The organism is Deltaproteobacteria bacterium (assembly GCA_022340465.1).
Lineage (GTDB): Bacteria > Desulfobacterota > Desulfobacteria > Desulfobacterales > B30-G6 > JAJDNW01.
Genome location: JAJDNW010000085.1, coordinates 23,702 through 37,548, shown reverse-complemented (window position 1 = coordinate 37,548; position 13,847 = coordinate 23,702). Strand labels below are relative to the sequence as shown.

The following is a 13,847-nucleotide window of genomic DNA, read 5'->3' as shown; positions in this document are numbered from 1 at the left end:
CCATCCCACCTTGACAATTTCAATGAGGTGTGCGAGGGTGGCGTGCGCTTTTCGGGAAAACGGATATGTCGACAGGCCTCGAGGTTGCAACGTCGAGCCGGCATGTCCCGAGCCGAAGAGGATTGGCTGAAGCGGCCGATCGCCCGCAGTAAAACGGAGAGATGTCCGAGCTGGCTGAAGGAGCACGACTGGAAATCGTGTGTGCTGCCAAAAGCGGTACCGAGGGTTCGAATCCCTCTCTCTCCGCCACTTTTCACCCTTCCCGCAGTGGAGAACCACTGACGCCCCCAACGATTCGTGTGGACTTATGGGGTGCGATCTACTATAGTAATAGCGGTTGTCATACGCCTGTTCCGAAATACACAGCGCTCATGTGCAGGCAGATGAAAGCGTTTTTTTTTATTACAGCCCAGGGGCTGGAGGCTTAACGCTGTTTTAACAACGTTTGAAAAACCCGTTACAATACCATGTCTTATCTGGTTCTCGCTCGTAAATACCGCCCGCAAACCTTCGACGATGTGGTCCAGCAGGATCACGTGACGCGGACCATTGCCAACGCCATTGCATCGGAGCGTGTGGCGCATGCCATCCTGTTCACCGGCCCCAGGGGAACGGGGAAGACGACCATTGCGCGCATCCTGGCAAAGGCCATGAACTGTGAAAAAGGCCCCACGCAGACCCCTTGCAACGCGTGCCGTTCCTGCAGGGAGATTACCGGCGGAAGCGGAGCGGATGTCTACGAGATCGATGGGGCCTCCAACAACGGCGTCGACCAGATACGCGAGCTGCGCGGGAACATAAAATATATGCCCGCCCACAGCCGGTTCAAAATCTACATCATCGATGAAGTGCACATGCTCAGCACGCCGGCCTTCAACGCCCTTTTGAAAACCCTTGAAGAGCCGCCGCCGCACATCATGTTCCTGATGGCGACAACCGAACCGCAGAAAATCCCGGTGACGATTCTGTCCCGGTGCCAGCGGCATGACCTGAAACGCATGGACGGCGATGCCATTGCCGGGCACATGGCCGCCATCTGCCGAAGTGAAGGCATCGACACGGCGCCGAAAGCGCTGGACCGCATCGCCGAACAGGCCGGCGGCAGCATGCGCGATGCATTGAGCCTGTTGGACCAGGTGATATCGGGTGTTTCCGGGCCGGTTTCCCTGGAGGCCGTCAACGACATCCTGGGCGTCGTCGATCGCCAAAGCATAACCGACATCGCGGAGGCCATCCTGAATCGGGATCTCACATCGGTGCTGGAAATCGTCGCCGGGGTGTACGCTTTCGGCCACAGCATTCCCGAATTCCACGCGGCTCTGATCCGGTATTTCAGGGATCTTGCCGTTATCAAGCTCGTGGCGGCGCCGAACAGGGTTCTGGACCTTCCCGAAAAGGAAATTCGGTCGATGCAGGCCCGCGTTCAAAAGGTTTCGTCTCTGCATATCAACCAGATACTGGAAATGCTTTTCAAGGCGGAGAAGGAGATTCGCTGGTCGACCAATCCCAAGATGGCCTTTGAGATCGAGATGATCCGACTCCACGAGGTGACGCCGCTGTTGCCCATCGGCGATTTGATCGAAAAACTGGACGAACTGCGTAAGACGGTCGGGCCGGTAACGGGACAGCTCCCGCCGGCAGGGCGCGCCCCCGGCGCTCCGGTCCGGCAGGCGGCAGCGCAGACGCCGGAAACCCCGGTGGAAAACCGGTCGGAAAGCGGGGCGGATACCGATAAAAAGCCGCCGGGCGACACCCCTGCCGCGGTGTCGATGACCACCGAAGCCGGACGGGAGCGCGCATGGGAAAAGATGCTGGATGCCATCGGCGAGAGGCACCCGTCGATGGCCGCCAACCTGACAAATTCAAGGCTGGTGGATTGCCGCGAGGATCCTGATGCCGTCAGGCTCGAAATCGAGGTCAATGGCAGCCGTTTCAATTTCAACCGAATCAATCGCAAGGACAGCCTGAAAGACCTGGAGGCGGCGTGCGGGGCCTGCCTTGGCAGGCGGGTGGCCCTGTCCGTCCGAATGGGCCGGCACAGGGACGAACAAAAAAAAAAGCGTAAAAAGGACGAGGCCGACCGTTTGAAGCGGGAGGTGCTGGACCATCCCCTGGTTGCGGATGCCATCGAAATCTTCAACGGGAAGCTGGTGGATGTCAAGGTCGACGCCTGACGCCCGGTCCCCGCGTTGCGTGAGGGATCAGGGTTTATTGGGTTAGCGTCTCATGCGACGAACGCAACGAACACAATTCTTAAAATAACCGATCCGTCGGGGTGTTTTTTTCGTCAATTAGTGTTTCAATATTGGAATTCAGCAGTTATATGCGTAAGCGCTATACGAGGAGGAGATTCGATGAAGGGTATGGGAAAAATGATGAAGCAAGCCCAGCAGCTCCAGACCAAGATGATGAAGATGCAGGAGGAGCTTGCCGGGAGAACGGTGGAGGCATCCGCCGGCGGCGGCATGATCAGGGTCGTCGCCAACGGTAAGCAGCAGGTGGTTTCCATCACCATAGAAAAAGAAGTGGTCGATCCCGATGATGTGGAAATGCTCCAGGATCTGGTTCTGGCGGCCGTGAACGATGCGCTGAACCGGTCCCAGGAAATGGTGTCGGGGGAGATGAGCAAGCTGACGGGGGGCATGAACATACCGGGGCTCATGTAAGCGATGTACCACTATCCAGAATCGGTTCTGAATTTGATTAAAAACCTGGCAAGGCTGCCGGGAATCGGGGAAAAGACCGCCGAGCGCCTGGCGGCTCACATGCTCAAGATGAAACGCTCCGACGTCGACAGCCTGGCCGGCGCCATCGCCGACCTCAAGGACAAGATACGGATCTGTCCCAGATGCATGGGAATGAGCGACGGCGCGTTGTGCAGGATATGCGGGGACCCGGCAAGGGATGCGTCCCTGCTGTGTGTGGTGGAGCAGCCGGCAGACATGGCTTCCATTGAAAGGTCGGGTTCATTCAAGGGGATGTACCACATTCTCAACGGCGCGCTTTCTCCCATGAACGGTATCGGACCCGACGATATCAACCTGAAGGAGCTGATAGAGAGGGTAAAGAGCGGCGAGGTAAAGGAGGTTGTCATCGCTACGGGAACCAACCTGGAAGGCGAGTCGACGGCCGGCTATATTGCCGATATTCTGAAAGGCCACCCGGTCGAGGTGACCAGAATAGCTTCCGGCGTACCCATAGGGGGAGACCTGAAATATGTGGATCAGGTCACCCTGAGAAAAGCCATGGAAAGCCGCCATGCCGTTTGAAAAAGAAGCGTCGTGCGTTTACCGCGGCGAGAGCATCTTTACCTGTGTGCAGTGCGGAGAGTGCTGCCGGGGATATGGGGGCACATACGTCAGTCGCGAGGAGATGCGGGCCATAGCGGCATATATCGGCGAAGACATCCGCGGTTTCGAAAAAAAATATTGTGATGACTCGGGCGGGAAAGCGGTGTTGTCCCAGCAGGAAAACGGTTTCTGCATTTTCTGGCGCGACAGGATGTGTGGTATCCATCCGGTAAAACCCAGGATGTGCCGGGAGTGGCCCTTCATCCGCAGCCTTCTGTGCGACCCGTCCAATTGGGAGAAGATGGCCTCCATGTGCCCCGGTATCCGCAAGGGCGTTCCGGCCGATGTCGTGAAGAAGTGTGTGGAAGCCATGCTGGAAAATGAATGAAAACCACCCGGGCACGTCGAATGGTATATGACATAATATTGCTAACAATTTAGGGGATAGTTGAATGGCCACCGTCATCGGCATTTTCGATTCCGGTCTTGGCGGGCTGAGGGTGGCGCGGGCTCTGGGGGACGCACTGCCCGGGACGGATATGATCTACCTGGGGGATACGGGCCGTTTCCCCTACGGGGGAAGACGTGCGGCCAGGATTGCGGCCTGCGTGGATCAGGGAATCCGGTTTTTAGCCGACCGAGGGGCGACGCTGATCGTACTGGCATGTGTGGCGGGATCCGCCGCGTGGTTGCGACGCTCGGGCGGTACCTCGAGCGTGCCGGTGGTCGACGCGGTCACTTCGTCGGTGGAACGGTTGGGACAATTTCCCCGCTGCCGCCGTATCGGTATCATCGGCACCGAAGCCGCTGTCAGGGACGGTGTGTTCGACGAGCTGATAAAACAGCGCCATCCCGAAGCCAGGGTATATGCCAGGGCAACGCCTTTGCTGGTTCCCCTGATCGAAAACGGGTGGGAGGGCAGGCCCGAGACCCGCATGATCGTGAAGAAATACCTGCACCCCCTCAAAACGAGGCGGGTCGATGCGCTGGTCATGGGCTGCAGCTACTACAGTGCTGCAAGGGACCTCATACAGCGGAAAATCGGCAAGCGGACCCTGGTGGTGGACAGCTCGGCCGGTGTGAGCGCGTATGCCGAAAAGTTGTTGCGCTCCCGGGTGCAGGAAGAGGGGGCCGGCGGTGCGCAGGCGACCAGAACCTATTACCTGACAGAAATAACCGGGGGCACCGCATCCGCCGGGAAAAAGATGTTCGGCCGGAACCTTTCCTTTCAGGATTGCACACTGGCCTAAACATGGGCGGGTGAAACTTAAGGTGGGCTCATAGCTGACAGGTCATAGCTCATGGCATGCTGTCAGCTATGAGCTCATCTCGCTCGCTTTTTGCGAACGGTTGACCTGCGGGTGCCGGTCGAAGGGGGGGGTGCGCCGGAAACGCGTCTGCCTTGACACTGTCAGGTATTTGTGACATCGTACCCGACTGTTTAAACACAAGATTTCAGGAGCGACGGACCGCTATGAACCTTCATCGTGTTTATCTCACTTTTCTTTTCCTCGTTTGTTTTACCGTTTCAACCGTTTCAATCGTTTCAGCAGAAGACGCCGCCACTGTCAGTACGACTGCGGAAGGGGTGGGCGTCATCGAATCCGGCAACAAGGCGCGGGCCCGGGACGATGCTATCCAGGATGCCCTGCGCATCGCCGTGGAACAAGCGGTGGGAACCATGGTCGCCTCCGAGACGCTGGTCAAGAATTACGAAGTGCTGAGGGACCGGATCTATTCAAAAACACAGGGCTACGTTCAGGGATATACCATCGTCGATGAAAAGACGGAGGACTCCCTGTTCCGGGTGACCGTTCAGGCAACGGTTAAAAAAGGGCATTTACAGGATGACCTCATGGCGATGGGGTTGCTGATGGAAAGAAAAAACTTGCCCCGGGTCATGCTCATGGTGGCCGAGCAAAATATCGGGAGGCACTATTACAGCTTCTGGTGGGGGCTCAAAACCGAAAATGCCGATCTGACCGTTACCGAAAACACCCTCATGGAACAGTTGAGCGGGAAGGGCTTTGTGGTCATCGATCCGGCCACGGCATCGGGAGATATTCAAATCAGTAAGCCCTACAGGACGGAATCCCTTTCCACAGAGGATGTGGTGACCATCGGCAGACTGTACGATGCGGAAGTGGTTATATACGGTAAGGCGTTGGCGAAGTTGGCCGGGTCGGTGATGAACAGTTCCATGAAATCGGCCATGGCGGACATATCCCTGCGGGCGGTGAATACGGACAACGCCCGGGTGATCGCTTCGGCGACGGAACATGCCGCGGCGGTGCACCCCAGTGAGGTGACCGCCGGTTCGAAGGCATTGAAGACGGCGGCCGAATCCATCGCGGACAACCTGATCACGCAGATAACCGCGCGCTGGAATCAGGAGGTGAGCGGCGGTTCCCTGATACGTTTGGAAATTTCTGGTGTCACCGACTACAGCCAGCTGGTGGTGTTCAAGGAAAAAGTGCAGGCACAGATCCGGGGGGTGTCCGGTATGTACCAGCGCAGCTTCGAACAGGGCCTGGCCGTCATGGACCTGAAGGCTTCCAGACGAACCCAGACGCTCGCCGATGAAATGGTCACTATCGACTACGGCGACTTCAGGATCAACGTGACCGGGGTTTCCCAGAACCGTATTCAGTTGGCGTTTGAGTGATCCGCCGGGGAGGCTTGTCTGTTTACGCAAGCATTGAAATCCTGCTTCGTTGGGCCGGGCCGGAGAAATTTGGCGGTGCCGATGACGGTGGCGATAAAAATGTGAATGTTCAAATCGGGATCGGGTCGTTTCGATAGCGATTTCGATGTGGATGGCGCTGCCGGATCGGATGATACCCGGCGGTTTGCCGCGGGAAGTTTTCACTTAGAAGCGCTCATCCCTGGGATATATATTTCTCAGGCGTGAGCGGATGGAGGGCGAGAAATGAAGTTGTGGAAGCTGTTGGCCGGATCGATAATGCTTGCGCTGATGGTGGGGTGCGCCATGCCCATGCCCAAACCGTCGGGAGACCCGGGTAATCCTCTGAAGCGTATTGCCGTACTGCCGCTGGTCAATGACACCAACGACGTCGATGCGCCGGAGATGGTACGGGAACGCCTGGTGTCCGCACTCGAAAGACGCATGTACAATGTCCAGCCGCTTGCCGAGACCAACCAGATCCTGGTGGACCAGCTGGGTATCACCATGGGGGGGCAGCTTGAAATGGCGGAAAGTAAACTGCTGGCAGAAAAACTGGGTGTGGAAGGCCTTTTTTTCGGTGAGTTGATGGACTTTAGCGAAACCACCACCGGCGTATACAACTCGAGGAACGTCAGGGGACGCTTCAGGCTCGTGAACGCGCTGGACGACAGCGTTTTCTGGCATAACGGCATCGGCGTAAAAAGCCAGGACACCCATGGCGGTACGGCCGGCGATGTGGCCGTTCTAGCGGCGGGCATCAGCGACAAGGATGAAGAGGTTCCCTGGGTGATCATCGACCGCAATTCCGACAATGAAAGCATCCTCACCGGCATGGCCCTCGGGCTGGGCACCAAGCTGATTTCCAAAGCCACCGGCACGCACCTCAGGCGTGAAACCGACGAGATGATCCGGCTGGTTTTCGAAACACTGCCCGTGGGACCCGGCGACACGCTTGTAGCCGCAGCCCCGGCCGGCGGGGCTGTGCAAATGCCCGAAGTGCCCATGCCGGCCGTACCGGTGTTCGGGTATGTCGATTTCGGCGACCGCGACTTTTCGGCGATCCTGGTTTCCACCACGGTCGACAAGCAGAACAACCGGCAGATAAACTTCGAGATGCCGGTTGCCAAGGCCGGCAGCAAGTTCCGGACGGAAATCGACTATGCGTCCATGACCCAGGGGGAATCGATGCCGCCTGCCTTCAGCAAAATGATCAGCATCCACTACGGCGGGGAGAAAAAGGCCTACATGCTTTTCCCCAAGGTGAAGAAATACATGGTTGACCCGGATGCGGAGCGTGCCTACGAGTCAAAACCCGATGTCAGCAGAACGGAAGTCGCCAGGGAGGTCGTCGACGGTCACCCGACGATCAAATATCAGGTGCGTGTGATCTTCGAGGGCGAGGCTTCCCCGCAGGAGGGGTTTGTCTGGCGGGCCACCGATTTGGGCGACATGATCATCAAAAGCGAAATGGAAAACGAGACGGTGAAATTTTCAACCCTGCTGAAGAATATCGTCTTGAAGACACCCGACCCATCTCTTTTCGAGGTACCTGCAGATTATGTGGAGAGCAAGAATTTCATGGAAATAGTGACGCAACAGCAGTAATTCAAGGAGGAACATTATGAGAGCAGTGGGCAGATCTTTAGCAGCGCTTTTTCTGTTGCTGGCGGCGGCGGTTTTCTTTTTCAGCGGTTGCTCCCCCAAGACATCGGGGGCGGTTAAGGACGATTCCTCCCTGACGGGCGTATCTGATCAGCTGGCGCCTTCCGGCGAATACACCGGTCCCAAGCTGAGGGTGGGTGTCGTCAATTTCAAAAATAAGACCCCCTCCAAAAATATCGGTGTGGGCGAAGCGGCCGCCGATATTCTGGGGACCATTTTGCAGAAAACCGAACGCTTCATCATCATTCCCCAGCAGGACGTGCAGTCCGTTCTGGACCAGCAGGCCCTGGGTGCTTCCGGCGCCATCGATCCGGCCTCGGCCGCGCAGATGGGCAGGATTCTGGGGCTGAATGCCATCGTCACCGGTGCGGTTTCCGCCTATTCCGAGGCCGAAGAGGGCTCCGACTATCTGGTCTACAAGACCAAGAAGCAGATTGCCCGCGTGACGGTGGACTACCGTATTGTCGACACAACCACCGGTATTCAGATCGCCGCCGATTCCGGCCAGGGGGTTTACGAAAAGAAAACCGGCGGCGCTCTGGGGCTGGGCTCCAAGTCATCTTACGATGCCGACCTGCGGGACGGCGCCCTGCGGGACGCCTTGACCAAAGCCATGGTCAATATGCTCGACCAGTTCGAGCGGCAGGAGTGGACCGGACGAATCGCCAAGATCTCCGGCGGGACGGTGTACCTCAATGCCGGCCAGAAAACGGGCCTGACCGTCGGCCAGATGCTTGTGGTTCAGGAACTCGGGGATGAAATCATCGACCCCCAGACCAAGGTGTCCCTCGGCCGGGCCCCCGGAAACGTGAAGGGGGAAGTGATGATAACCGGCTTCTTCGGCAAAGACGGCTCCGTGGCCACTGTCCGGTCCGGCACCGGCTTCAAGGTCAACGACCTCGTAAAGTTGAAAAAGTAACCTTTTCACATTAACGGGACATCACCATAAAAAAGGAGGGTGAGTATCATTGATCACCCTCCTTTTTTATGGTGATGTCCCGTTTGGGGTAGGGAATCTCGATCCCCTTTTCGTCGAAGCGTGTCTTTATCCTGTCGGTGACTTCGGATATGGTGTCCATCCGTCGGCGGGCATCCGGTATCCAGACGCGCAGCTGCAGCTCCACGGAGGATTCGCCGAAATTGCGCACAACCACCTTGGGGGCGGGGTCTTTGGCGATCCAGTCGATCTCGGCGGCCACCTGCAGGACGGTGTCTTTTGCCAGGGTCAGATCGGCATCGTAGGCGATGCCGACATTGATCCTCACGCGTATTTTGGTGTTGATGATGGTGTAGTTGACGATGTCCCTGGTCATGATTTCGTTGTTGGGGATGATGATGACGATGTTGTCGGTGGTGCGGATTTTCGTGGCCCTGAGCCCGATGTCGATCACGTCCCCCCACGAAGCGCTTCCGGCCGGTGCACGCCACACCTCTATCCGGTCGCCCACTTCGAAAGGCCGGTCGATGATCAGCAGGACGCCTGCGATGAGATTGGAGAGGGTGTCTTTGGCCGCGAACCCCAGGGCCACCCCCAGGACACCCGCGCCGGCGACAAAGGGCATGACATTGATTCCCAGGGTGTCCAGGGCCAGAATAGCGGCGGTCACATAGATAATGGCACCGGCGAACTTGTTGAGCAGGTCGAAAAGGATGTCGTCGATCTTGTTTTCGGTGCGGTCGGCGACCCTTTTTTCCAGGTACTGCAGCAGCAGAATGGTAAAGGTCGTCAGGGGACCCGCCAGCAGAACGATCATCAGGGCCAGAAAAACACTTTCCAGAAAGGCCAGGTCGAGGATCCTGATCAGGTAGGTCCCGGCGATGAGGAGCGTCAGGCGCTGAAACGCCTTGCGCATGGATTCGAAAACCCGCCGGTTTTCCTTGAACAGACCGAACCGCCCGGCCTTTTTGGCGACAACGGCCAGCAGGACCTTGATGGCAAACCAGATGAGGACGGTCCCGGCGACGGCCACGACGGCCTGCTCCGCGGCGGAAAGGCGGCCATCCGCCGTGGTCATGGCACCGATGATGTTGTCGAGCAAGTTCTGCCAGGTTTCCATGTTACATAACGGTCGAAGCGATGCCGGCCTTCAGATACTCCCGGTTCAGACGTGCGATGTTGACGATGGAGATCTCCTTGGGGCATTCCGCTTCGCATTCCCTTTCATTGGAGCAGTTGCCGAAACAGAGGTCGTCCATGGCCCTGAGCATGGAAAGGACACGCTGGGCGGCTTCGGGGCGGCCCTGCGGCAGCAGCGCCAGATGAGAAACTTTTGCGCTTACGAACAGCATGGCCGATGCATTGGGGCAGGCCGCCACGCAGGCGCCGCAACCGATGCACGCCGCCGCATCCATGGCTCTTTCGGCGGTTTCCTGGGAGATGAGAATGGTGTTGGCGTCCTGGGATCCCCCGGTGTTGGCGGATATGTACCCACCGGCCTGAATGATCTTGTCAAGGGGGCTGCGGTCGATGACCAGGTCTTTGACGATTTTGAAGGCCCGGGCGCGAAACGGCTCTATGAAAAGGGTGTCTCCGTCCGCAAAGCGGCGCATGTGGAGCTGGCACAGCGTGGTTCCGCTTTCGGGCCCGTGGGGGCGTCCGTTGACCACGCAGCCGCACTGGCCGCAAATGCCTTCCCGGCAGTCGTAATCGAAGGCGACGGGTTCTTTCCCATCCAGGGTCAGCTGCTCGTTGACGACATCGAGCATTTCAAGGAACGACATGTCCGTCGATATGTTGTTGGCAACATAGGTTTCCAGGCGGCCCTTGCTTTCCGGACTCGTCTGGCGCCATATCTTCAGCGTGAGGTTGATTGTTTTCGTCACTTGTAGCTCCTTTGGGTTAATTTGACGTTTTCAAAGACAAGCGGTTCCTTGTGCATCACCGCATCCTCGTCGTCTCCCCGGTATTCCCAGGCCGAAACGTGGCAGAAATTTTCATCGTCACGGAGGGCCTCGTTTTCATCCGTCTGATACGCTTCGTTGAAATGACCGCCGCACGATTCCTGGCGCTCGAGGGCATCCTGGACCATCAATTCGGAAAATTCCAGAAAATCGGCCACCCGGCCGGCACGTTCGAGACTCTGATTGAAATCCATGCCGGAGCCGGGAACGGTCACGTTTTTCCAGAATTCCTTGCGGAGGTTTTGGATCATGCCGCGGGCCTTGGTCAAGCCGTCGTTGTTTCTGGCCATGCCGCAGTGGTTCCACAGGATTATGCCCAGTTCGCGATGAAAGTCGTCCACGGTCCGGCTGCCTCCGATGTCGAGCAGTTTGCGTGTCGACTCCTTGACGGCCAGGTCGGCGTTTTTAAACTCGAAATGATCGGTGTTCACGGGTTTGAGCGGTGTCCCGGCCAGGTATCCGCCGATGGTGTATGGGATGACGAAGTAGCCGTCGGCCAACCCCTGCATGAGCGCGCTTGCGCCCAGGCGGTTGGCCCCGTGGTCGGAAAAATTGGCTTCACCCAGGACGAACAGGCCCGGGATGGTGGACATCAGATTGTAGTCCACCCACAGGCCGCCCATGGTGTAGTGCACGGCCGGGTAGATCATCATCGGCGTCTCGTAGGGATTCTCGTCGGTGATCTTTTCATACATCTGAAACAGATTGCCGTATTTTTTTTCAATGACATCCCGGCCGTCGCGCTGGATGGCATCCTTGAAGTCGAGGTAGACGGCCAGGCGGGTGTCGCCGACCCCCTTGTTTTTGTCGCACTGCTCCTTGGCATTTCGAGAAGCGACGTCTCGCGGCACCAGGTTGCCGAAGCTGGGATATTTGTTTTCGAGATAGTAATCCCTTTCCTCTTCGGGGATATCTCCCGCCCGGCGGGTGTCGCCCGGTTTGCTGGGAACCCAGACGCGTCCGTCGTTCCTGAGGCTTTCGCTCATCAGGGTCAGCTTGGACTGGTAGGTTCCATGCACCGGAATGCACGTGGGGTGGATCTGGGTGTAACAGGGGTTGGCGAACATGGCGCCTTTTTTGTAGGCACGGTAAGCCGCGGTGACATTGCTGGCCATGGCATTGGTGGAAAGGAAAAACACGTTGCCGTATCCGCCGGTGCAGAGGACGACGGCGTCGGCCGTGTGTCTTTCGGTTTCACCGGTGATCAGGTTGCGGGCGACGATGCCCCTGGCCTGACCGTCGATGACGACCAGGTCCAGCATTTCCCGCCGCGGGAACATGGTCACCCCCCCCTTGGCCACCTGGCGCATGAGGGCGCTGTAGGCGCCCAGGAGGAGCTGCTGCCCGGTCTGCCCGCGTGCATAAAAAGTTCTGGAAACCTGGGCGCCGCCGAAAGAGCGGTTGGCCAATAGCCCGCCGTAATCCCGCGCAAAGGGAACGCCCTGGGCCACGCACTGGTCGATGATTTCGTTGCTGATCTGGGCCAGACGGTATACGTTGGCCTCCCTTGACCTGAAATCACCGCCTTTGACGGTGTCGTAAAAAAGCCGCCAGATGCTGTCCCCCTCGTTCTGATAATTTTTGGCGGCGTTGATACCGCCCTGGGCGGCGATGCTGTGCGCCCTGCGCGGTGTGTCCTGAATGCAGAAGGATTTGACCTTGTAACCGAGTTCGGACAGGGATGCCGCGGCGGAACCGCCCGCCAGTCCTGTGCCGACGACGATGATGGTGAACTTTCTTTTATTGGCCGGGTTGACGAGTTTCAGTTCGAAGCGATGCCGGTCCCATTTTTGTGTGAGCGGCCCCCCGGGGATGTTGGCGTTTAGCTGCATGAAATTTCCTCCTTATCCCGAAAAAGAAACGTAAACCGGGAGAAATCCGAAACCGATGCCGAAAATGAGGCTGAACACCAGGCTGGCACCCATGATGATCGGCATGTATTTGGGGTGGTTTGCACCCAGCGTTTGAAAAAGACTCCAGAACCCGTGCTTGATATGCAGGGCGACCACGACCATGGCGGCGATGTAAGCCGACACATTCAGCACGCTGGCAAAAGCCATGGATACAATGTCGTATATGGTGGTGTAGGTTTTGTCGACAAAATGAAACTGGAGCAGGTGAAAGATGAGAAACATCAAAATGATAAAACCGGTGTAGGGCATCAGGCTGGAACTGATGGTGCGCCCGCCGGCGTTTTTGTTCACCACGTACCGTACCGGCCTCGCCTTCAGGTTTTGAAGGTAAAGCAACAGGCCCGTGAGCACATGAACGACGGCCATGGTCAAAAGAACCAGTTCAACCAGGTTGATGAGCGGCCCCAGCGCATGCAGGTGGTCGGCATACGCGTTGAAGGCATCCCGGCCCCCGTAGAGCGTCAGGTTGCCCACCAGGTGGCCGGTCAGAAACCCGACGAAACAGAAGCCTGTCAGGGCCATCATCAATTTTTTGCCGACGGATGAGCCGAAAAAGTTAACAATCCATTGCATAGGTTCCTCCGTTTCACCAGAAACAGTCAGCCGCTTTAGAGATCGGCATTCCTTTTCCCAATCATGCGAAATTAAACGCTATGCGTGCTGAGGCATGTTTCTAATGCGTAAAAAATTTTATGAATACAAAAAATTTGAAACGTTCAGCTTAGGATGTTGTTTGGTGGATCTTTCCATGCTTCCATACGAGTGATGGAACATGAAAATTGCGCCAAACTAAATTAACTATTCAGTTCCCTTATCCGTGTCAATATAATTTTTCAACCACCAGTCGTCCCGTTCAATTTGCAGGATGCCGGCGGCCAGCTTTCTGCCTGTATCCGTCTGCAGCCTGTCCACGAGATAGGGGATCCATTTCTCCGGGGGGCTGAATCCCAGGTCGGCGAGATTCTTCAACTCGAGCAGAAACGAGATCTGATCGGCATCCCTGGCAAGCATGGCTTCCATAGAGCGGCCCTCGTTGAATTCCCGGATCATTTCCGGCAGGGACCGGCTCAACGGCGTGCCTTCGGCGATCGCCTGCGCGGCCCCGTCCTCATCGGCCGTGACATGTTTTTTCTGTACGGCGTTGAGATCGCCGATTCTGGATTCCGGCAGGTCGTGGACGATACAGAGATGCAGCAGGCGCAGGGCGTCCGCCTCCGGCTCCAGGCAGGACATCACGTGGGCAATGAAGGTTGTGGTAAAGGTGTGTTCGGCAACCGATTCTTTTCCCACCCCCAGATAATTGTATCCGGTCCGGGGGGTGTCTTTGAGGTGCCTGGCGGTAAAAAGCAGGTTGATGATGGACTTCATGCGCGCTCCTGTTTTTGAAGGGTTTAC

At 57.3% G+C, this 13,847-nt stretch carries 13 protein-coding genes and 1 tRNA gene; 9 read left to right on the top strand and 5 right to left on the bottom strand.

What is annotated here, in order from left to right:
- Positions 1-155: 155 nt before the first annotated feature.
- The 9 genes from LJE94_12700 (at position 156) to LJE94_12660 (ending at position 8,557) form a co-directional block, all read left to right on the top strand.
- Positions 156-249, top strand: a tRNA-Ser gene (locus tag LJE94_12700).
- Positions 250-467: 218 nt separating this feature from the next.
- A complete protein-coding gene (dnaX, locus tag LJE94_12695; GenBank protein MCG6910969.1) occupies positions 468-2,174 on the top strand; it encodes a DNA polymerase III subunit gamma/tau in 1,707 nt (568 codons plus the stop codon).
- A gap of 180 nt (positions 2,175-2,354) precedes the next feature.
- Complete coding sequence (locus tag LJE94_12690) at positions 2,355-2,666, top strand: YbaB/EbfC family nucleoid-associated protein (protein MCG6910968.1); 312 nt, start codon at positions 2,355-2,357, stop codon at positions 2,664-2,666.
- Between the two features lie 3 nt (positions 2,667-2,669).
- Entirely contained in the window at positions 2,670-3,269 is a 600-nt protein-coding gene (gene recR / locus LJE94_12685) for a recombination mediator RecR (protein MCG6910967.1), read from the top strand.
- Positions 3,259-3,678, top strand: coding sequence for a YkgJ family cysteine cluster protein (locus LJE94_12680; GenBank protein ID MCG6910966.1), 420 nt, complete (start codon positions 3,259-3,261; stop codon positions 3,676-3,678). The genes recR and LJE94_12680 overlap by 11 nt, the downstream gene beginning before the upstream one ends.
- Positions 3,679-3,742: 64 nt before the next feature.
- Positions 3,743-4,540: an aspartate/glutamate racemase family protein gene (locus LJE94_12675; protein ID MCG6910965.1), complete on the top strand. Its 798-nt coding sequence runs from the start codon at positions 3,743-3,745 to the stop codon at positions 4,538-4,540.
- Positions 4,541-4,764: 224 nt separating this feature from the next.
- Complete coding sequence (locus LJE94_12670) at positions 4,765-5,955, top strand: hypothetical protein (protein MCG6910964.1); 1,191 nt, start codon at positions 4,765-4,767, stop codon at positions 5,953-5,955.
- 264 nt (positions 5,956-6,219) lie between these two features.
- Complete coding sequence (locus LJE94_12665) at positions 6,220-7,581, top strand: DUF799 family lipoprotein (GenBank protein MCG6910963.1); 1,362 nt, start codon at positions 6,220-6,222, stop codon at positions 7,579-7,581.
- A 16-nt stretch (positions 7,582-7,597) separates the two neighbouring features.
- A complete protein-coding gene (locus LJE94_12660; protein MCG6910962.1) occupies positions 7,598-8,557 on the top strand; it encodes a CsgG/HfaB family protein in 960 nt (319 codons plus the stop codon).
- Positions 8,558-8,603: 46 nt separating this feature from the next.
- On the opposite strand, the gene LJE94_12655 is transcribed toward LJE94_12660, so the two are convergent.
- The 5 genes from LJE94_12655 to LJE94_12635 form a co-directional block, all read right to left on the bottom strand.
- A complete protein-coding gene (locus LJE94_12655; GenBank protein ID MCG6910961.1) occupies positions 8,604-9,695 on the bottom strand; it encodes a mechanosensitive ion channel family protein in 1,092 nt (363 codons plus the stop codon).
- 1 nt (position 9,696) lies between these two features.
- Positions 9,697-10,461: a succinate dehydrogenase/fumarate reductase iron-sulfur subunit gene (locus LJE94_12650; GenBank protein ID MCG6910960.1), complete on the bottom strand. Its 765-nt coding sequence runs from the start codon at positions 10,459-10,461 to the stop codon at positions 9,697-9,699.
- Positions 10,458-12,371 carry a fumarate reductase/succinate dehydrogenase flavoprotein subunit gene (locus LJE94_12645; GenBank protein MCG6910959.1) on the bottom strand — a complete coding sequence of 638 codons (1,914 nt, stop codon included), beginning with the start codon at positions 12,369-12,371 and terminating at the stop codon, positions 10,458-10,460. The genes LJE94_12650 and LJE94_12645 overlap by 4 nt, the downstream gene beginning before the upstream one ends.
- Positions 12,372-12,383: 12 nt before the next feature.
- Positions 12,384-13,025, bottom strand: a complete 642-nt coding sequence (locus tag LJE94_12640) for a succinate dehydrogenase cytochrome b subunit (protein MCG6910958.1) — start codon at positions 13,023-13,025, stop codon at positions 12,384-12,386.
- 225 nt (positions 13,026-13,250) lie between these two features.
- Positions 13,251-13,820, bottom strand: coding sequence for an HD domain-containing protein (locus LJE94_12635; GenBank protein ID MCG6910957.1), 570 nt, complete (start codon positions 13,818-13,820; stop codon positions 13,251-13,253).
- Positions 13,821-13,847 lie beyond the last annotated feature (27 nt).